General features: G+C 60.9%; 16 protein-coding genes and 1 riboswitch. Of the genes, 7 read left to right on the plus strand and 9 right to left on the minus strand.

Features of this window, described 5'->3' with window-relative positions:
- Positions 1-205: 205 nt before the first annotated feature.
- Positions 206-736: a gamma carbonic anhydrase family protein gene (locus ACIPSK_RS05040; RefSeq protein WP_017964956.1), complete on the minus strand. Its 531-nt coding sequence runs from the start codon at positions 734-736 to the stop codon at positions 206-208.
- 10 nt (positions 737-746) lie between these two features.
- Positions 747-1,442, minus strand: a complete 696-nt coding sequence (locus ACIPSK_RS05045; RefSeq protein WP_162116075.1) for a fumarylacetoacetate hydrolase family protein — start codon at positions 1,440-1,442, stop codon at positions 747-749.
- A 287-nt stretch (positions 1,443-1,729) separates the two neighbouring features.
- On the opposite strand from ACIPSK_RS05045, the gene ACIPSK_RS05050 reads away from it, so the two are divergent.
- The gene (locus tag ACIPSK_RS05050; RefSeq protein WP_162116076.1) at positions 1,730-2,482 is read left to right on the plus strand and encodes a nucleotidyltransferase domain-containing protein; all 753 of its coding nucleotides are present in this window, start codon (positions 1,730-1,732) and stop codon (positions 2,480-2,482) included.
- Positions 2,483-2,526: 44 nt separating this feature from the next.
- Entirely contained in the window at positions 2,527-3,066 is a 540-nt protein-coding gene (locus tag ACIPSK_RS05055) for a GNAT family N-acetyltransferase (protein ID WP_162116077.1), read from the plus strand.
- A 48-nt stretch (positions 3,067-3,114) separates the two neighbouring features.
- Here the strand turns inward: ACIPSK_RS05055 and ACIPSK_RS05060 are convergent, their stop codons facing one another.
- Entirely contained in the window at positions 3,115-5,088 is a 1,974-nt protein-coding gene (locus ACIPSK_RS05060) for a CHASE2 domain-containing protein (protein WP_162116078.1), read from the minus strand.
- Positions 5,088-8,861, minus strand: coding sequence for a FecR domain-containing protein (locus ACIPSK_RS05065; protein WP_162116079.1), 3,774 nt, complete (start codon positions 8,859-8,861; stop codon positions 5,088-5,090). The genes ACIPSK_RS05060 and ACIPSK_RS05065 overlap by 1 nt, the downstream gene beginning before the upstream one ends.
- A gap of 123 nt (positions 8,862-8,984) precedes the next feature.
- On the opposite strand from ACIPSK_RS05065, the gene ACIPSK_RS05070 reads away from it, so the two are divergent.
- Positions 8,985-9,524 (plus strand): Pycsar system effector family protein, encoded by a 540-nt coding sequence (locus tag ACIPSK_RS05070; RefSeq protein ID WP_017964951.1) that lies wholly within the window; start codon positions 8,985-8,987, stop codon positions 9,522-9,524.
- Positions 9,525-9,597: 73 nt separating this feature from the next.
- On the opposite strand, the gene ACIPSK_RS05075 is transcribed toward ACIPSK_RS05070, so the two are convergent.
- Together ACIPSK_RS05075 and ACIPSK_RS05080 are read right to left on the minus strand one after the other, a co-directional pair.
- On the minus strand, positions 9,598-10,086 hold the full coding sequence (locus tag ACIPSK_RS05075; protein ID WP_162116080.1) for a RidA family protein: 489 nt from the start codon (positions 10,084-10,086) through the stop codon (positions 9,598-9,600).
- Positions 10,080-10,805 (minus strand): SDR family NAD(P)-dependent oxidoreductase, encoded by a 726-nt coding sequence (locus ACIPSK_RS05080; RefSeq protein WP_162116081.1) that lies wholly within the window; start codon positions 10,803-10,805, stop codon positions 10,080-10,082. Before ACIPSK_RS05080 ends, ACIPSK_RS05075 begins: the two co-directional genes overlap by 7 nt.
- A 193-nt stretch (positions 10,806-10,998) precedes the next feature.
- Here ACIPSK_RS05080 and ACIPSK_RS05085 point away from each other — a divergent pair, with 193 nt between their 5' ends.
- Both ACIPSK_RS05085 and ACIPSK_RS05090 read left to right on the plus strand, forming a co-directional pair.
- Positions 10,999-11,901 carry a LysR family transcriptional regulator gene (locus ACIPSK_RS05085; protein WP_162116082.1) on the plus strand — a complete coding sequence of 301 codons (903 nt, stop codon included), beginning with the start codon at positions 10,999-11,001 and terminating at the stop codon, positions 11,899-11,901.
- Positions 11,902-12,014: 113 nt separating this feature from the next.
- Positions 12,015-12,791, plus strand: a complete 777-nt coding sequence (locus ACIPSK_RS05090) for a DUF1194 domain-containing protein (RefSeq protein ID WP_162116083.1) — start codon at positions 12,015-12,017, stop codon at positions 12,789-12,791.
- Between the two features lie 8 nt (positions 12,792-12,799).
- Here ACIPSK_RS05090 and ampC read toward each other — a convergent pair whose 3' ends face one another.
- Complete coding sequence (gene ampC / locus ACIPSK_RS05095; RefSeq protein ID WP_162116084.1) at positions 12,800-13,957, minus strand: class C beta-lactamase; 1,158 nt, start codon at positions 13,955-13,957, stop codon at positions 12,800-12,802.
- A gap of 123 nt (positions 13,958-14,080) precedes the next feature.
- Here ampC and ACIPSK_RS05100 point away from each other — a divergent pair, with 123 nt between their 5' ends.
- Positions 14,081-14,965 (plus strand): LysR family transcriptional regulator, encoded by an 885-nt coding sequence (locus ACIPSK_RS05100; protein WP_162116085.1) that lies wholly within the window; start codon positions 14,081-14,083, stop codon positions 14,963-14,965.
- 140 nt (positions 14,966-15,105) lie between these two features.
- Here ACIPSK_RS05100 and ACIPSK_RS05105 read toward each other — a convergent pair whose 3' ends face one another.
- Complete coding sequence (locus ACIPSK_RS05105) at positions 15,106-15,795, minus strand: VOC family protein (RefSeq protein ID WP_162116086.1); 690 nt, start codon at positions 15,793-15,795, stop codon at positions 15,106-15,108.
- A 257-nt stretch (positions 15,796-16,052) separates the two neighbouring features.
- Positions 16,053-16,487, minus strand: a complete 435-nt coding sequence (locus tag ACIPSK_RS05110; RefSeq protein ID WP_162116087.1) for a 6,7-dimethyl-8-ribityllumazine synthase — start codon at positions 16,485-16,487, stop codon at positions 16,053-16,055.
- Between the two features lie 78 nt (positions 16,488-16,565).
- Positions 16,566-16,707: riboswitch (FMN riboswitch) on the minus strand.
- Positions 16,708-16,954: 247 nt separating this feature from the next.
- Between ACIPSK_RS05110 and ACIPSK_RS05115 the strand changes: the two genes are divergently transcribed.
- Positions 16,955-17,401 (plus strand): SRPBCC family protein, encoded by a 447-nt coding sequence (locus ACIPSK_RS05115; RefSeq protein ID WP_017964945.1) that lies wholly within the window; start codon positions 16,955-16,957, stop codon positions 17,399-17,401.
- Positions 17,402-17,495 lie beyond the last annotated feature (94 nt).

Below are 17,495 nucleotides of genomic sequence, written 5' to 3' on the forward strand. Positions count from 1 at the left end.
CTGCGCCGTTTGCGGAAACGAGCGAAAGCGACTTGCTCTCCCTCTTCTCCCCAGCGGGGAGAAGGTGGCCCGAAGGGTCGGATGAGGGGATGAGCGGCAAAGCCGCGAATGCAGTGAGCGCAAGCGAGGGGCAAAATATAGGGCATACCACTCTCGTCAACCCTTGCCCGCGTCAGAGAACAAGCCACCGGTCGCGTTGCCTGGTTCACCCGATCTGCCTGAGATCCCGCGCAAACCGCTGCCAATTCGCCACGTAGTTTTCCGCCGAGCGACGGATGCTCTCGACAGCCTGCTCATCCAGCACCCGCACGACCCGGGCGGGTGCTCCGACGATCAGCGAATTGTCGGGGAATTCCTTGCCTTCGGTCACCAGCGTATTAGCGCCGACGAGGCAGTTGTTGCCGATTTTCGCACCATTCAGGATGGTTGCGCCCATGCCGATCAGCGTGTTGTTGCCGATGGTGCAGCCGTGAAGGATGGCGTGGTGGCCGATGGTGCAGCCTTTGCCTGTTGTCAGCGGGAAGCCCATGTCGGTATGGGCCATCACACCTTCCTGGATGTTGGTGCCTTCGCCGACGGTGATCTTCTCGTTGTCACCGCGCAGCACGGCGCCGAACCAGATGCCAACATTCTCGCCGAGTTCGATCTGGCCGATGATATTGGCATCCGGTGCGATCCAATAGAGGCCGGCAGCGGGCAGTTTCGGCGTCGATCCGCCAAGCGCATAGACGGGCATGGCTCTCTCCTCAGACGACTTCGACCGATAGGGTGGCGACTCCGTCGATGCCGCAATTGATGCGATCGCCCCTGGCCACCGCGCCGACGCCGGCGGGCGTGCCGGTCATGATGATATCGCCAGGCGCGAGAGTGAAGAGCTTCGACAGTTCGGCGATGATCTCCGGCACCTTCCAGATCATCTGGTTGAGATCGCCGTCCTGCACGCGCTTGCCGTTCTGCTCCAGCCAGATCTTACCTTCAGCGGGGTGGCCGAGACGCACTGCCGGAACGATCGACGAGACAGGGGCAGAATGTTCGAAGGCCTTGCCGACCTCCCAGGGACGACCGAGCTTCTTTGCCTCACCCTGTAGATCGCGGCGGGTGAAATCGATACCGACGGCATAGCCGTAGATGCAGTCGAGCGCGTCCGCGGCCCCGATGTTCGCGCCACCCGATTTCAGCGCCAGCACGCACTCGACCTCGTAATGCACGTCTGATGACAGCGGCGGATAGGGAAAGGCCTTGCCTGCCGGCAGCAGGTTGTCGGCGTTCTTCTGGAAGAAGAAGGGCGGCTCGCGGCTGGGATCGTGACCCATCTCGATCGCATGGTCGGCATAGTTGCGCCCAACGCAATAGACGCGGCGCACCGGAAAACGCTCGACGCTGCCCTCGACCGGCAGCAGCACCGGTTGCGGAAGCGGGATGACGGTGACGGGATCGAACATTGGTGGGCTGTTCCTGTTTACGAGTCTTTGCGCCATCTTAGACGGAAAACATCGCGCCGGGGAAGCGTCCTTGGCGTCCGGCTTCGGTGCATTGACGCTGTGACTATCCAGCGGTATCGTTACTGCCATGAACAGGAGTTTTGCAGTTTCGACGACGTCTACGACCACCGCGCCGCGGTGGGTGGTAGACGCGTGAACTGAATTCCGTTCATTGCTGCTAAGACCAACCCGCCGGTGACGAGCGGGTTTTTTGTTCCCGCCCGTGCTCGCATTCGAGGACGAGATCCGTGGACGATATCCAGAAAAATATTCTTGCGGAGCGAGCGCTGGCCTCTGCCCGCCGCTGTGTCGCCAGCCGCTATGTTGGGGCTGCTTTCGCCTACGCGGCGGGTTCCATCATGCGCGGCGAAGGCGCCACCTTTTCGGATATCGATCTGGTCGTCGTGTTCCCGTCGCTTAAAAGAGCCTGGCGGGAATCGTTCACTGAGGACGGCTTCCCGGTTGAGGCCTTCGTCCACGATCCGCAGACGCTGGCGCATTATCTCCATCAGGATGCAGACAGCGGTTATCCCATCATGGTCAACATGGTTGTCACGGGCAGCATACTGGGGCCGGATATCGACAACGCCCGCGTCATGCAGGCATGGGCGGCAAGGATGCTGGCGGCGGGGCCGAAACCTCTTGCCGGGGCAGACTACGACTTGCTGCGCTATCAGGTCACCGATCTGGCCGACGATCTGCGCGGAACGCGCCCGCCCGAAGAGATCGCTGCCATTGCGGCGCTGCTCTATCAGAAGCTCGCCGACCTGATGCTTCTCGGACGTGGCGCGTGGGCTGGCCGGGGAAAGTGGGCGCCCCGTCTGATCAGGGAGCTCGACGCGCAATTGGCGGCCGAATTCGACGCGGCGTTCAGTCTGGCGGCTGCGGGTGACGGCGCCCGATTCCTGGCTTTGGCCGACCGGGAGCTTGCCTTGCATGGCGGCCGCTATTTCGACGGATACAGGCAGGAGGCGCCGCTGGAAGCGCGCCGACCGGAATAATTTGATATCAGTCACATTACCGAATTTTCCAAATTGGATGGAAGATGCTTGAGAACGAATTCAAGAGTGCCTTGCCGTCGGCGGTAAGGCGTACCGCCAGATTGCGCCTCAGAATTCCCATGGAAAGGGATATCGATTTCCTGACCCGACTTTTTTCGCGGCCGGAATTGGTCGCACACCGACCGGCGCCCCGGCCTGACACGCCGGCGGAAAGCGCAGAGCGGCTTGCGCGCGATATCGGGCATTGGAAAGATCACGGGTTTGGGCGTTGGGCCGTCGAGGCGAACGGTGTGCTGATCGGGTTCGGCGGTGTGACCGTTTCCAAGGAATTCGACGACCTCAATCTTTCTTATCATCTGCAACCCGAAAGCTGGGGGCAGGGATATGCCACGGAATTGGTCCGGGAAACGCTGACCTTCGCCTTCGATAATCTGCATGCGGACCGAGTGATCGGCTTGGTTCGCCCCGTCAATGCCGCCTCGAAGCGCATTCTCGAGAAATGCGGCTTCACTTTCGAGCGCGAGGTGATACTGCATGGCGCGCCGACAAACATGTATGCCTTTGGCAAAACGAGCGGCTCATAAAACAACATCCATGCGCAATTATCAGGCGTGACAAGACGTCGTCGCCGGTCATTCCTCGCCGGATTCGGCCAGCGCATCGCGGACCATCGCGTAGTAGGGGGTAAGTTCCGGGATATCGGTGGCCAGCCTGTCAAAGGCGGGGTCGGATGGCGCAAGTGTGCCGGCGTATTTCGCTTGCGTGAAGGCCCGATGGGCGGCAAGGGCTTCGGCGTCGGCCTTGTGCACGACGGTATAGACAGGCGAGGGCACGGTGCGGCCCTTGACGATGATGCGGTCGAGCTCGACGACGGTATAGGTGCCGGCGACAAGTCTTGCAGTCTCCTCGCCGAGCAGCAGCGCCACGCCATAATTCTTCGAGGCGCCTTCGAGGCGGGAGGCGAGATTGACGCTGTCGCCGAGGCAGGAATAGTCGAAGCGGCGGGTCGAGCCCATATTGCCGACGATGCATTCGCCGGTGTTGATGCCGACGCCCATCTTTAGCACGTGCGGCCTGCCGCCGCGCATCGCCGCCTCCCGCTCCAGCTCTTGGTTGAGACTCGATATCGCCGCCTGCATGGCAAGGGAGGCTTTGACGGCGTGCAGTGCATGATCGGGATCGTCGAGCGGGGCGTTCCAGAAGGCCATGATGCAGTCGCCCATATATTTGTCGATCGTGCCGCCGTGATCCATCACCACGTCGGAGAGCGGCGTCAGCAGCCGGTTGATCAGGCCGGTCAGTTGCTCCGGATCATCTTTCAACGTCTCGGCGATGGTGGTGAACCCACGCACATCGGAAAACAGCACGGAGAGCGTGCGCCGCTCGCCGCCAAGCTTCAACTGCGAGGGGTCGTGCGACAGGCGCCTGACCAGATCGGGCGAGATATATTGGGCGAAGGCGCGGATGATCTGGCGCTTGTTGCGACGTTCTTCGGCATAATCGAAGGCGGCTTGGCCGAAGGCGACCGAGACATAGGCAACGACTGGCCCGAGCGGCGGGACGAAGATATGGGCAAAGCGGATGCCGGCAAAACTCGCAGCAGCGAAGGCGAATACGGTCACGACGCTGGCGACGATCGTCAGCCATCCAGTCGAACGCCAGACGGTGGCAGCGGCGAGCAGCACGGAGATCAGGATGCAGGCGGCGACCAGCGGAAGGCTGGCTTCCGCGATCGACAGGCCACGGCGGATATTGTCGTAGATCGTTGCCTGGATCTCGACGCCGGAGGTCAGCGTGCCGGTGTGGACGGTATAAGGTGTCGCGAAGGCATCGACGCCGCCCTTGTCGATGGCAGGGGCATTCTGCAGGCTGAGACCGACGAGCACGACGCGGCCCTTGAAATAATCCGGCGGCAGCAGGTTCTCAGGGTCGAGCGCCTGGTAGTAGGAGACTGTGGGATAGCTGCGGGCCGCGCCGAAGGATTGGATGAGCCGGCCAGCAGGCAAGGCTTTGGGTGCTGCTCCCGACGCCTTCATCAGCATGGCGGCAAAGCCGTCCTCATAACCTGGAATGCGCCGGAACGCACCGTCGCCGCTGAGATCGACGGAGGCGATGCCGGTCACAGCACCCGCTTCAGTCAGTTGCGGCAGCGGCGTGGCGCGGATCAGTTGCGAGGACTGGGGCGTCTCGATCAGCGTTTCGTCGCCGGCGAGCACGACATCCGGGCCGACAGCCCTAGTGATCGCGTCGTCGTTATCGGGGTTCGAGGGTTCGGCCATGATGATATCGAGGCCGATGACACGGGCACCGGCCGTGCGCAGCTGCCTGACAAGCCGGGCATGCAGGCTGCGCGGCCAGGGCCACTGCGCATTGATATCGGCAAGCGAAGGCTCGTCGATCGCGACGATGACGGGTCCGCCGGGTGGCGGACGGGGATCGTCGACGGTCGAGAGATAGTCGAAGCTTCTCAGCTCCAGCAGCGACCAGGCGGGCAGGCGCGACAGCAGTGAGATGGCGACGAGTGTCGAAAGCGCCAGCACCAGCAGCCTGAGATGGCGGCTTTCGGCTTGCCGGCCGGCCGGCCGAGGCTTGCCTCGTACCCGCATCAGAAACGAACTTTGAGCGTGCCCTTGAAGGCGCGGCCCCAGCCCGGCACGCCGGGCGTCAGCTCGAAATCCTCGTCGAGCAGGTTATAGGCGGCCGCTTCCAGCGCGATGCGTTTGTCCAGCGGTTCCCAGATCAGGTGGGCATCGAGGCTCCAATAGTCGTCGAGCTTGGTGCCGAGATCGTCGCCGTCGCGCTCGCCAACATAATTGGCCGCCACCGTTGCCTTGACCTTGGCCTCGTTGACCCAGGTCAGGGCAATCTGGCCGGAATTCTTCGGAATGTAGGGCAGCGAGCCGCCATAGTTCGGCTCCAGCGGATCCTTGTTCTCCGATTCCATATAGGCATAGGTGGCGGAGAGGCCCAAACCATAGCCGAGCGCGACGTTGGCGGTCACGGCGGCGCGGTCGATGCTGCCGCTCGACAGCGGCAGGCTGTCGGCTGCCGGAAGCGAGATCAGCGGAAAGTCGATCGAGAAATCATGCAATTCCTGGTGCTGGTATTCGACCGAGGTAAAGAAACGATCGGTCCACTCGGCATCCCATTGCAGCGCGACCGTATCGCTATAACCTTCGATGCCGACCGAGAACTGGTTTGGCTGCAGTCCGAGGATGCCGACCGGAGCGAGAGTGGGAACGCCGGTATCGACGCTCTGACGCATGAATGCGGCGCGCAGCCAGTGGTTCTGGACAGGCGACCAGGCGAGACCGAAGCGCGGTTCCAGCCGGCTGACATCGACGCCATCGCCTGACATGCGCGTGCCGAACAGCGCATATTCGCCCTTCAGATCAGGCGTGATCTCGTGCAGCACGTCGACATAGGCGCGGGCGATGTCGACGCGGTTGTCGGTCTCCGTGGGGCCAAGTGTCACACTTGGCAAGAAGACTGGAAAGACTTCCTCAATGTTGAGGAAGCTGCTGTTATGGGCGTCGATCCAACCACCTTCGACGCCGTAGCGGAAGGTAAGCGGTCCCGCCCCGATATCGTGGTTGAGGGCGGCGACATAGGTCTTCGAACTCTGGTCCTGACTGATCTGCCCGAACGGGCGGATATCGGTGCCGGGACCACCAAGGAACGGCACCGTCTCCCAATCGAACGCCAGTTCGTCGGTAGTCTTCGTTCGCGTGCCGGAATAGAGCAGTGCTGTATTCAGCACGTTTTCGTAACCGAATGTGTGGCTCCAACCGATGCCGGCATTGGTGGTCGTGATGATGTCGCGCCGGGTCTGATAGAGCGGTAATTCGTCGGGTGCCAAAGGAAAGCCGAGCAAGGGAATGAACAGCCCGTCGTTCAAAATGGTCGACAGCTGGGAATTACTGCTCAAGGTATCGAGGTCGAAATCGCGTTTGGCGCCATTGAAATAAGCGACGATACGATCCTCAGGCGTGATCGTCGCTGTGAGATAACCGTTGCCGCTGAGGATCTTGTTCTCGGTGGAGAAGCCGCCAAAATCCGTATAATTGCCGTCGCGGGCGATCTCCTCCCAGTTCAGGTTGCCGTAGAAGCTGAGCGGGATCGTCTCGTTGGAGAAGCCCTGGATTTCGGCCTCACCGATGCGCCTCGTATGGCCGTCGACGCTGTTGATGCCGCCGCCGAGCGAGCCTTCGATAAAGGGGGTGCGCAGCAGCGTTGCCGAGCGCGAACGGCCGGACAGCATATGCGGATCAAGCAGCAGGCCCTGGAAGAGCGAGGAAAAACTCGACGTGTTGACGCGGTACTGGCTGATATTATCGTCGCCGAAATCAGTCGCGTTGACGAAGGGGAAGATGCTGCCCTTGATCGATTGATCGATATAGCCGCTGCCTTCGAAGGGGCTGAAGACGGCATCGCCGTAATACCGGCCCCAGGCATCCAGGCCCTGAAGGCGGTAAGCGTTGTTCAGCGTCGAGCCGGCATCCTTGTTGGCGCCGAGCGCGCTGTAGTCGCCGCCGCGCGCCCTGGAGCGGCGGAGAAACTCCTGGGCGTTGCGGATCGCGCCGTCGGCGTCGTAGTCATCGATGTCGACAGCGGTTCGGAAGGAGGAGATGACGGGGTCGTTCTTGTCGAGCCTGTCGGCATTGTCGACCGCCTGCGCGGAGGGGATGCGGTCACCCTTTTCGTAATGGGCGGCGGCGAGCATCAGTTGTGACTGCGAATGCGCCGGATTAGCGGTGCTGGCCGCCAGCAGATCCGCCAGCGCCTTGTCGCGTTCGCCAGTCTGCAGATAGTAGCGGCCGCGGGCGAGAAGCGCGATGTCGAAGGACGGATCGACGGTAAGCGCCGTATCGATTTCGCGCTTGGCTTCCTTCATGCGCGACTGATCGAGATAGAGGATGGCGAGATTGGCGTGCGGCACGGGATCCTGCGGATCGAGCGCGATTGCCTTCAGGAAGGCGGCCTCGGCCTCGCCATTGGCGTCGCGGGCGCTCTGCAGCAGGCCCAACGAGTTCAATGATCCCGACGCCCCCGGCGCAAGCTCGATGGCGCGGTTCAAATCGGCTAAAGCGCCGTCGATGTCGCTTTCGTAGCTTGCCTTGTAGGAGGCGCGCGCGGCAAGGGCGATCGGATGGTTGGGATCAAGCGAGAGGGCGCGGTTCACGGCCTCCTGCATCTGGGCGCGGTCGTCGATCAGCTGCGCCAGCTGGGCGCGGATCGCGGGCAGGGTGGGATCGTTCGGAAAGCGCTTTTCGGCTTGGCTGATCACATCGAGGGCAGTGCGCGGGTTTTGCAAAAAGCCGGCGGTATAGGCCTGCATGATCGCGCCATAGGGGCCGACAGCAGCCGAAGGCGGCTTTTCGACATGGGCGGGATCAGCAAGCGAACGGGCGAAATAGCCGCCATATTGGGCCATGTTCCGGCGGCTGGCGTCGAGATGCGGCAGTGCTGCCGCAAACAATCTTGCCGCTTCGTCGTAGCGTTTTTCGGAGCCGGCGATCGTGGCATCGATCAGGTCGAGGCGGGCCTTCTGGGTGGTCGTCAGCTTGCGGCGGCGAATCTCGTGAAGCGTGGCGGCTGTAACCTGCCGGCCATCGAAGGCGCTCTGCACTTCGGCAAGCTCCAGCCAGTCCTCGGTGGTGCGCCGTTCCGGCGGCAAAGCCAGCAGTCGGCGGCGCTCGTCGGCCATGCGGCCTGCCGGAAGCGGCGAGGTCGGCATCAGCCCGAAGCCGTCGCGCAGGTTCAGGTAGAACAGCATCTGCTCGCGATCGTCGGGTGTGACGATGACGAGCTTGCGCGGCGCCTGGCCGATCGTGGCGACCGCTCCCTCGCCCTCATTTACCTCGACGCTGCCCTGCGGGTTGGTGAGCGCGACGCGGCCTTCGAGCACGATCATCGAGGTCTTGGCGCCCTCGACCGTCATGGTCCAGTCGGTGCCGCGGATGGCGGCTGCGGCCGCCGGCGTTTCCACAGTCAGTCCCTGGCCACCGCGCTCGGCGCGCGCCCAGATCGTTCCCGATTGCAGCTCCAGCGTCGTGTCGCCGCTCGCGGCCATCTTCTTGACCTGCAGCGAGGAATTGCGGCCAAGGCGAACCTGCGTGTGATCGGAAAAGACAATGGCGAGCTGGCCGTTGGCGTTGGTGCGCAGCACGTCGCCGGTCAGTAGGTCTTGATTGATGTCGACGACGCGCCAGTTCGACACGTCGATGAAGCGGACCTCCTCGCCGGTCTTGCGGGCGATGACGGAACCGGCGACCGGTGTTGCACGCTGCACGGGGTCAGCCGCCGCCGGCGAAAAGCCCGGCACGACAAGCGCAAGCGCCACCCCGGCGCGACAGATGTTTTTCCAGCGACCCAGCATGACCCCAACCCCCGCTTCCCCTTTGTCCAAGTAGAAAAGAAAAGTCAAGCATATTGCACACGTGTTCTTGAATTCCGTGTGAAGTGTAATATCAGGGAAACACTTATGGGATGGAGTATTCGGGTGAGCGAATTCGAGAGTGCAACTGAACTTATGCCAAGCGAACCGTCGACGGGTGACATCGGCGCCGGGTATTTCGATCATATCAAGAAAATCAATGACATATTTTATGATCAGATCAAGATCTCTGACCAGAAAGCCGCTTATATTTTCACTTTCATGCTGGCATTCCTGGTGAGTTCCAGCGATGTCAGGGCCGTCTTCAGCCTGGCGCGCTACGTGAGCGGCACGCCCGGCAGTATGCTGTTCTCCGGCCTGCTTGCCGCAGCTTCGGTCTTTTCGATGCTGTCGGCGATCCTCGTCGTACTGCCGCGCCATTTGAACAACTCGACGTCATTGTTCTGGGGCGCCTGGCACGGTCATCGCGACCGGTTCTTTGATGCGGCGCTGCGGCGCGACGAGCGCTACCTTTTCGAACAGTACCTCGAAAACGCCGACATCCTCTCCACCATCGCCCGCAACAAATACCGCTGCGTCACTTTTGCGTTCCGCGGGCTGATGGTGAGTGTGATCGCCTATGTGCTGCTGTTGGTGGCGGTGTGAGCGTAGCGCGCCCCAGCGGCGTCGAAGAGCGAGATGCGCTCCACCGGGCGCGCCGAAACGCGCCCGGCCGTTTTCATCCCTCGACCTCAAGAACAAGTTCGAGTTCGATCGGCACGCCTAAAGGCAGGCTGGCGACGCCGAGCACGACGCGGCCTGAGAGCTTTTCCTCGCCGAAGACCGAAAGCAGCATTTCGGATGCTCCGTCCGCAACCTTCGGATGGTCGCGGAAATCGCCTTCGGTCGCGATATAAACGCCAAGCTTGACGATCCTGACGGCCCTGTCCAGCGAGCCGAGATAGTCCTTGGCGGCTGCGAGCGCGCTCAGCGTTGCGGTTTCGGCCGCCTTCCTGCCGTCCTCGGCCGTCAGTGCACCGCCGACGCGGCCGATATAGCGCGGCTCATGGCCGACGACCGGCAGCATCCCGCTGAAGAAGACCAGGTTGCCGGTCCTTATCGCTTCGACATAGGCCCCGAAGGGTGTCGGCGGCGGGGGAAGCGTGATGCCGAGTTCCTGCAGCCGTCGTTCCGCGCCGGCTGCCTTAGCTTTCGCATGGTCTACCATCTGCCCAGATGTGCGCCGCCGTCGACGTGCAGCACCTCCCCGGTTACGCGCGGCGCTTCGGTGAGGAAGATGACGGCGTCAACGATCTCCTCGACGTTCGATATGCCTGCCATCGGCGACAGCGTCTTCAGGAAATCCTTCGGATTGTCCTTGTGCAGGGGCGTGTCCACCACACCGGGAGCGACGATATTGAAGCGAATGGCCTCGTTCGCATATTCCATCGCCAGGTTCTTGGAGATGGCGTTGATGCCGCCCTTTGTCATCATCGAGACTGAGGCGGAGAAGCCGGCGATCGGATGATCGGTCAATGGCGTGGTGATGCTGACGACGCTACCGCCGGTTTTCTGCGCGAGCATCTGTCGGACGACCAGCTGGGTCAGATGGATGAAGCCCTCGAGATTGGTCGAGGACATTTTGTGGAAGTCGGCCATCGTGAACTCGACGAACGGCTTGGCCAAGAAAATGCCAGCATTGTTCACGAGCGCGTCGATCGAGCCGAAGCGATCGATTGCGGTCCTTGCCACCCGCGCGGCGGTTTCGGCATTGCCGATGTCACCGTCGACGAGCACCAGCCTGTCGGAGGCTTGGAAAGCGTTCGAAGTGCTGACCTGGCGCGAGGTGGCGACGACATTATAGCCGCGCTGGATGAAGGCGTTGACGAGGCCGGCTCCGATACCCTGGGAGGCGCCGGTGACGATGACTGTTTTTCTCGTAGTCATGCTGATTTCCATAATCTGGTTCGGGCAACGCGGACCTTGCGGTTGCAAAGGCGGGGTCGCTCGAGATGGGGCTGCTGCGAATGCGCCTCCATCCGGTTGTCTTGTTTTCGCAAGGTGAATATGGCGAAAACTCCATTACGCGATTAGATGGAAATATCTGGATTCTCTTTTGCATCCATGCAAAAATCAGAACATGGCTGATCTGAACGATATCGCCGTTTTCGTGAAGGTGGCGCAGTACGGCAGCTTCAGCCGCGCTGCCCATTCCCTCGGCATGCCTGTATCGACGGTCAGCCGGAAGGTCAAATCGCTGGAAGAGCAGCTCGGTGTGATGCTGCTGCAGCGGACGACCCGCAAACTGAGCCTGACCGTGCAGGGCCAGGCCTATTACAACAGGTGCAGCGAACCGCTCGCCCATCTGCTTGATGCCGAGCAGGCGCTTACCGAGACACAGAGAAAGCCGGAAGGTCTGCTGAAAATCTCCGTGCCAGTCATCTTCGGACAGGAAGTCTTCTACGAATTCGTCTCGGCTTTCCTGAAAACCTATCCAAAGATCCAGGTCGATCTCTTCGTCACCAACCTGTTCCTCGATCTGATCGCGGAGAACATCGATCTCGGCATCCGTTTCGGCGAACTTAAGGATTCCTCCATCGTGGCGCAGCGGCTCGGCAAGAGCGTGCGCTATCTGGTCGCCGCACCGGACTATCTGAAGGGGAGGGTGCTTCCCTTGAAGCCCGAAGATCTGAAGGACCATCAATGCGTGCTCTTGAACGGCCGCAACGGCGAGGCGGAATGGCATCTGGTGAGCGGTCGCAAATCGGTTCGCCTGCATGTGTCGGGGCCGGTATCGAGCCGGGATTTCGATGCGGTAAGCGCCTTCACCTATCGCGGACACGGTATCGGCTTGCTGCCTTCGACCTATTGCGACGAACAGATCAGAAAAGGTGAACTCGTCCGCCTGCTGCCGGGCTGGTCGTCCGAGGAAATTTTCGTGCACGCCGTCTATCCCACGCGCCGCTTTCTGCCTTCCCGATTGCAGGTCTTTCTCGAGGCGCTGAAAGCATGGAAGACCCCCTTGTGGCTTCCCTTGCATTGAAGGCCTTCCGATCCATCACCGAAAATTGAAGCCGTACGCGGGGCCGAGCGATCTGCGTCGGCCAAGCTGTGTTAGAGTTCGCTGGCTTGGATGGCGCAGGGATTGGATTGCCAATGCTGACGACACTTGCGGTGCTTATGGGTCTTTCCGGCCTCGTCTCCGTCGCCCAGGCGGGGGGAAGCGAGGTCGATGTGACCCTCGTGCTTGCCGTCGACACCTCGCGGTCGATGGATTTCGAGGAGATCGGCATCCAGCGCGAAGGTTATGTCGAAGCGCTGAAGCACAAGGAGTTCATCGACGCGGTCAAGGGCGGGCTGACCGGCCGCATCGCCATCAGCTATTTCGAATGGGCTGGCTATGTCGTCCAGGATTCCGTGATCGACTGGCAGGTGATCGAGACGGAAGAGGATGCGATCGCTTTTGCCGGCAAACTCGAAGCCCGGCCGATTGCCACGCAACGGCGCACATCGATCTCTACCGCGATCGCCCAGGGCGCCAGCATGATCGTTTCCAGTCCCTTTCAGTCCAGGCGACAGGTGATCGATGTCTCCGGCGACGGTCCCAACAATTCCGGCGATCCCGTCACCCCCACTCGGGACAAGGCGGTGGAAGCCGGCATGGTCATCAACGGCCTTGCCATCATGCTGCGGCCCTCCGATGCGCCCAACGGGCTCGACAAATATTATGCGGATTGCGTGATCGGCGGCCCCGGCGCCTTCGTGCTGCCGGTCCGCAAGATCGAGGATTTCGCCGTTGCCGTGCGCCGCAAGCTGGTGCTGGAGATCAGCGACCTATCCCCGCCGGCGATGGTGCAGAAAATCGCCGGCGCTGAGGCGGGCACTGACTGCCTGATTGGTGAGAAGCAATGGCGGGATATCTTCGACCGCTGATGCCCGGATTAACGCGCCGTAGTTATATCAGTCAGTATCTGGTATGCGGCAGAGACACGGTCCTCGTTGGGATAGTTTTTGTTGGCCAGAATGACGATACCAACTCGCTCTTTCGGGATGAACGCCACATATGCGCCGAAACCATTCGTGGAGCCGGTTTTGTTGATCCACACATCGTCGCGCGGTTCCATCGCCGGCTTCAGCTGCTTGACGGGAATAGTCTTGAGCATCGCGCTGGAATTGTTGTCCATTAAGGTCGTCAACGTCGCGGGATAGGAATACTGCTCCCAAATAAGGTCTTGCGTCATCGCGCCGACATGGAAGTATCCAGTGTGCGTATTGGTGATCGCCTGCTGGAGTTTTCCGTCCAACTTGACCAGTCCCATGTTTGCGTCGATGAACCGGATCATGTCGCTTGCTGTGGATTTCACTCCATAGGCCTCGGACGAAAGAGTGGCGGGTGTCATCCGAGCCGGCTCACCGCTTCGCTTGTAGCCTTGGGCATAGTCGGCCATTCTCGATTTCGGCACATTGATATACGTGCTCGTCAACCCGAGAGAAGGAAACAATTGGTCTTCCATAAGAGCTGTGAAATCTTTGCCCATGCTTTTCGCCGTTATGTATCCGAGCACGCCGATGCTCGGATTGGCGTATGTTCGGTGCGTTCCGGCGGCGTATGAAGGTTTCCAACTTGCGAAATACTCCATCAGCTGTTTTTCGGTTTTGACTTCATCGGGAACTTGCAGCGGAAATCCGCCAGCCGTGTGCGTGCCAAAATTCATCAACTCGACATTGCCGAAGGGTCTTCCGTTCATCGACGGAAGATATTTTCCTGCCTTGTCCGACAGCGAAAGTCGGCCGGTCACGTCCGCGTGGGAGGCGAGGGTGACTGTAAAGGTTTTGCTGATCGATCCCAGTTCGAACATGGTCGCCGGAGTGACGGGCCTGTTAGTGTCCTTCGACACGACGCCGTAGTTGAAGATGTGGTTCTGCCCGTCAACGGCGATGGCAACGGCCATGCCCGGAATGCCGTATTTATCCATAATTGATCTTATCGCGGCGTCCGAGATGGCTTTCAGTTTCACTTCGTCGGCCGCAAAGCCACTCGTGGAAATACATGTCGAGACCAACGTAGCCGATAGAGTTTTTATCCAATTGCGATTCATTTTCATCCTCCGCAGGCAGCTTTCAATCAACGCAAAGGCGCATGAGGACGGCATTTAACGGCACTGTTTTGCGGCAGCAAACGATGATATCTCGGAGGAGATCCAAGAAAATCTAGGGCTAAGATGGTTCGGCAATTCCTCCCTTTAAATGGCTTGAGGGCCTTCGAAGCATCGGCAAGACATCTCAGCTTTACCCGTGCCGCGATTGAGCTTTGCGTTACCCAGGCCGCTGTAAGCCAACAGGTCAAAAGCCTGGAGAGGCGATTGGGGGCTGCGCTTTTTCAGCGCCTCCCAAGAGGCTTGAAAATCACTGCAGAAGGCGAAGCTCTTTTGCCGACCTTGACCAATTCCTTCGATCAGATGGCGATCACGTTGGACCGGATTGAAGCCGGGCAGGTGCGGGAATTGCTGTTCCTTGGCGTGGTCGGGACGTTTGCCGTCGGCTGGTTGTTGCCAAGGCTTTCGGATTTTCAACGGCAGCACCCGTTCATCGATGTGCGCATTTCGACAAACAATAATCGCGTCGATATGGCGGCCGAGGGACTGGACTTTGCCATTCGCTTCGGCAGCGGTTCCTGGCATGGCACAGAAGCGCTGCGTCTGTTCGACGCTCCGCTCTCTCCTCTGTGCACGCCCAAATTGGCCGAGCGTTTGAGGCGGCCTGCAGACCTGGTCGAGGCGACGCTTTTGCGGAGCTATAGGGCGGACGAATGGAGCACCTGGTTTGTCGCAGCGAACGTTCCTCCGGCGCCCCAGATAAACGCAGGCATCGTCTTCGACTCTTCCCTGGCGATGATGGAGGCGGCCCTGCAAGGACTGGGGATCGCTCTGGCCCCGCCTTCGATGTTTTCCAGACACCTATCCTCGGGGGCTATCAGACAACCTTTTGCTACCACCATATCGTTGGGGAGCTATTGGCTAACCCGACTTCAATCGAGGCCGCCAACAGCGGCCATGCTCGCATTTTCCGGTTGGGTAACGTCGCAGATGTCTCCCGCGTCCCAATGACGGCTTCTGGCGGATCCCGGTACTCGATCTGACGCCGGCAAGGAGATCGGTAATGTTAGGCTAAGACACGATAGAGCATTTCGGCATGGGCGCGCCATACCGAAATGCCGTTGCTTCTCAGAGGATGTCGCCGCCATTGCCTATAAGGGCAGTTGCTTGCCGGCTTGTTCGCTGACCATGTATTCGGCGTACCAGTCCGGCCAGTTCTCGTCGTGTTTGCCGCCGTTCCGTTTCTCGTGTTCACCGTGAGCGGTCGCCGCGCGGCGCAGCGCTGACGCAAGGTCTGTCGACGTCGTGAATTTCGTCTCGTCGGCATCGATGCGTCCCGGCAACCGCGTGGTGACCTCCTGGAACAGCCAGCCGTTGCCGTCGGGATCCTTGAAAGATGCAAAGGAGCGATAGCTGCGGTGATCGGGATCGCGGCCGGCGATCCGCAGCCGCCCGAACAGATAGGGCTCGTCCTTGCCGGCATAGATGCCGGCCGCGTCATGGAACACTTGGCTCACCTCGACGCCGCGGGCGATGAGATCGCGGCGGGCGGCCTCGATGTCGGAGACGATAAGATAAAGCCCCTGGGCTGAGCCGGGGGCTGCGGCGGTGACGTTCTTGCCGAAGATGATCGCGCAGCCGGAGCCGGGCGGGGTAAACTGGATCACCCGGAAATCGGCATCATTGGCGAAGTCGGCGTCGAGCCGCCAACCCAGCCCGTCGTAAAAACGTTTGGCGCGGTCGACGTCGGAAACGGGGATGACGACCACCTCGAGCTTGGTGTCGACGGGCTGAGTTCTCGGGGTCTCGATGGGGGTTTCGCTGCGCAGTGCATTGCTCATCTTAAGCTCCTTGGGTTCTGGATGTCTTGAGAATTGCGGACACGTGACGGGCCAAGTTGACCACGGCGCGGTGGGGTCGTCGAATCAATTATTCTGTCTGATTTGGCCGGTATTAGCGGATTCCGCTGCGACACACGGCGCGTCGCTTTCATTCCTGCGGTTGGTGAGGTCATGTCGATCCGATGAGGCGGCGGGGTCGGTCCCCCGCCACTTCGTCTGTCGTCCTGCGGCTCGTCGAGCCGGCGTGCAGGAAGTTCCTACGCAGCAAGGGCGGCGCGGGTTTTGCCGATCGTCAGAGCCGCCTTTGCTGCCTCGCGCCCTTTCTCGACGAAATGTGCGCGGTAGATCTGCTTGTGATGCTCGGTTTCCTGATACTGATGCGGCGTCAGCGACACCGACAGCACCGGCACGCCGGTATCCATGCCGGCGCGCATCAGCCCATCGACGACGGCCTGGGCGACGAATTCGTGGCGGTAGATTCCGCCATCGACGACGAAGGCGGCGGCAACGACAGCGGCATAGCGTCCAGTTGCCGCAAGATCGCGCGACAGCAGCGGCATCTCGAATGCGCCGGGAACATCGAACACATCGATCTGCTCGGGCGGAATAAGCTGATGAAAGCCATCAAGGGCGCGGTCGACGATGTCGGCGTGCCAGCTGGCTTTGATGAAGGCATAGCGGGTGGGTGTCATGGTAATCTCCTTTGGCGAAAAGACACATCACCCAAGGCGATCACGAACGTCCCCGACAGCCGCAAGGGCGGCAGGAACGCACGTTCTCTTTCATCCGGACTATGACCGTCGGCTCAGGCATCTCACCTGATCTGCTGACCCTTCCTGAGAAGGCGCTCGCGGGCTCGCAATCTGATTACATACCGCCGGTAGGGACTTGCACCCCGCCCTGAGAACGGCGCGAACAATAGGGGGAAGGCGACGGGCTGGCAATAGGTCGAAATGCTTCGCGGCCAATGTAGGATCAGGGCTCCGAAGCGGCGATTTCGCTTGTTGGTTGATCGCGACGGGCAAGCCCTCTTGCTGAGGATGCGCTTGCGCCTACATGCATCCAATGAGGACATTCACGTCAGAATAGCACGGCAAGAAAGGATGCGCCGTCTCCACCGGAGGCGGGCAGGGCCGTGGCAACCACGGGAGAGAGAGAGATGCAAGACCCCTTCGTCGTCCACCGCGAGGCGCATATCGCGGCGCCGCCGGCCGCAGTGTTCGCGCTGATGACCGACCCGGAAAAGATCCTGCGCTGGATGGGAACGGAGGCGCAGGTCGAGCCGCAGCCTGGCGGGCTCTATCTTGTCAACGTCACCGGCGCCCGCTTTGCGCGCGGCTCGTTTCGAGAAGTGGTTCCGGTTCATCGCCTTGCCTATAGCTTTGGCTGGGATGGCAGCGAAGTGGTGCCGCCAGGGTCGAGCCTGGTCGAGATCGACCTGATCGAGCAGGGGGGCGGAACGCTGCTGCGGCTCACCCATAGCGGCCTGCCGAGCGCCGAGCAATGTGCCGGCCATGCGGAAGGCTGGGCGCATTACCTGGGGCGGCTGACCGAGGTCGCCGCCGGGCGTGATCCGGGTCCCGACGCTTTTTACGGCAGAACTTGAGCGGTTTCCTCGCGGGCCAACCACGCTCTCCGCGCGCGTCAAACATGAACGCGCAATTCATCTCCAGTTCAATTTAGCGGCCATAAGCTCGGGG

The sequence above is a fragment of the Rhizobium sp. LARHSG275 genome, from assembly GCF_052871115.1.

Excerpts from the sequence above, each read along its gene's own strand:
- ACIPSK_RS05040 (WP_017964956.1), bottom strand. The coding sequence starts at position 736 with ATGCCCGTCTATGCGCTTGGCGGATCGACGCCGAAACTGCCCGCTGCC.
- ACIPSK_RS05045 (WP_162116075.1), bottom strand. The coding sequence starts at position 1,442 with ATGTTCGATCCCGTCACCGTCATCCCGCTTCCGCAACCGGTGCTGCTG.
- ACIPSK_RS05055 (WP_162116077.1), top strand. The coding sequence starts at position 2,527 with ATGCTTGAGAACGAATTCAAGAGTGCCTTGCCGTCGGCGGTAAGGCGT.
- ACIPSK_RS05060 (WP_162116078.1), bottom strand. The coding sequence starts at position 5,088 with ATGCGGGTACGAGGCAAGCCTCGGCCGGCCGGCCGGCAAGCCGAAAGC.
- ACIPSK_RS05065 (WP_162116079.1), bottom strand. The coding sequence starts at position 8,861 with ATGCTGGGTCGCTGGAAAAACATCTGTCGCGCCGGGGTGGCGCTTGCG.
- ACIPSK_RS05075 (WP_162116080.1), bottom strand. The coding sequence starts at position 10,086 with ATGGTAGACCATGCGAAAGCTAAGGCAGCCGGCGCGGAACGACGGCTG.
- ACIPSK_RS05080 (WP_162116081.1), bottom strand. The coding sequence starts at position 10,805 with ATGACTACGAGAAAAACAGTCATCGTCACCGGCGCCTCCCAGGGTATC.
- ACIPSK_RS05085 (WP_162116082.1), top strand. The coding sequence starts at position 10,999 with ATGGCTGATCTGAACGATATCGCCGTTTTCGTGAAGGTGGCGCAGTAC.
- ACIPSK_RS05090 (WP_162116083.1), top strand. The coding sequence starts at position 12,015 with ATGCTGACGACACTTGCGGTGCTTATGGGTCTTTCCGGCCTCGTCTCC.
- ampC (WP_162116084.1), bottom strand. The coding sequence starts at position 13,957 with ATGAATCGCAATTGGATAAAAACTCTATCGGCTACGTTGGTCTCGACA.
- ACIPSK_RS05100 (WP_162116085.1), top strand. The coding sequence starts at position 14,081 with ATGGTTCGGCAATTCCTCCCTTTAAATGGCTTGAGGGCCTTCGAAGCA.
- ACIPSK_RS05105 (WP_162116086.1), bottom strand. The coding sequence starts at position 15,795 with ATGAGCAATGCACTGCGCAGCGAAACCCCCATCGAGACCCCGAGAACT.
- ACIPSK_RS05110 (WP_162116087.1), bottom strand. The coding sequence starts at position 16,487 with ATGACACCCACCCGCTATGCCTTCATCAAAGCCAGCTGGCACGCCGAC.
- ACIPSK_RS05115 (WP_017964945.1), top strand. The coding sequence starts at position 16,955 with ATGCAAGACCCCTTCGTCGTCCACCGCGAGGCGCATATCGCGGCGCCG.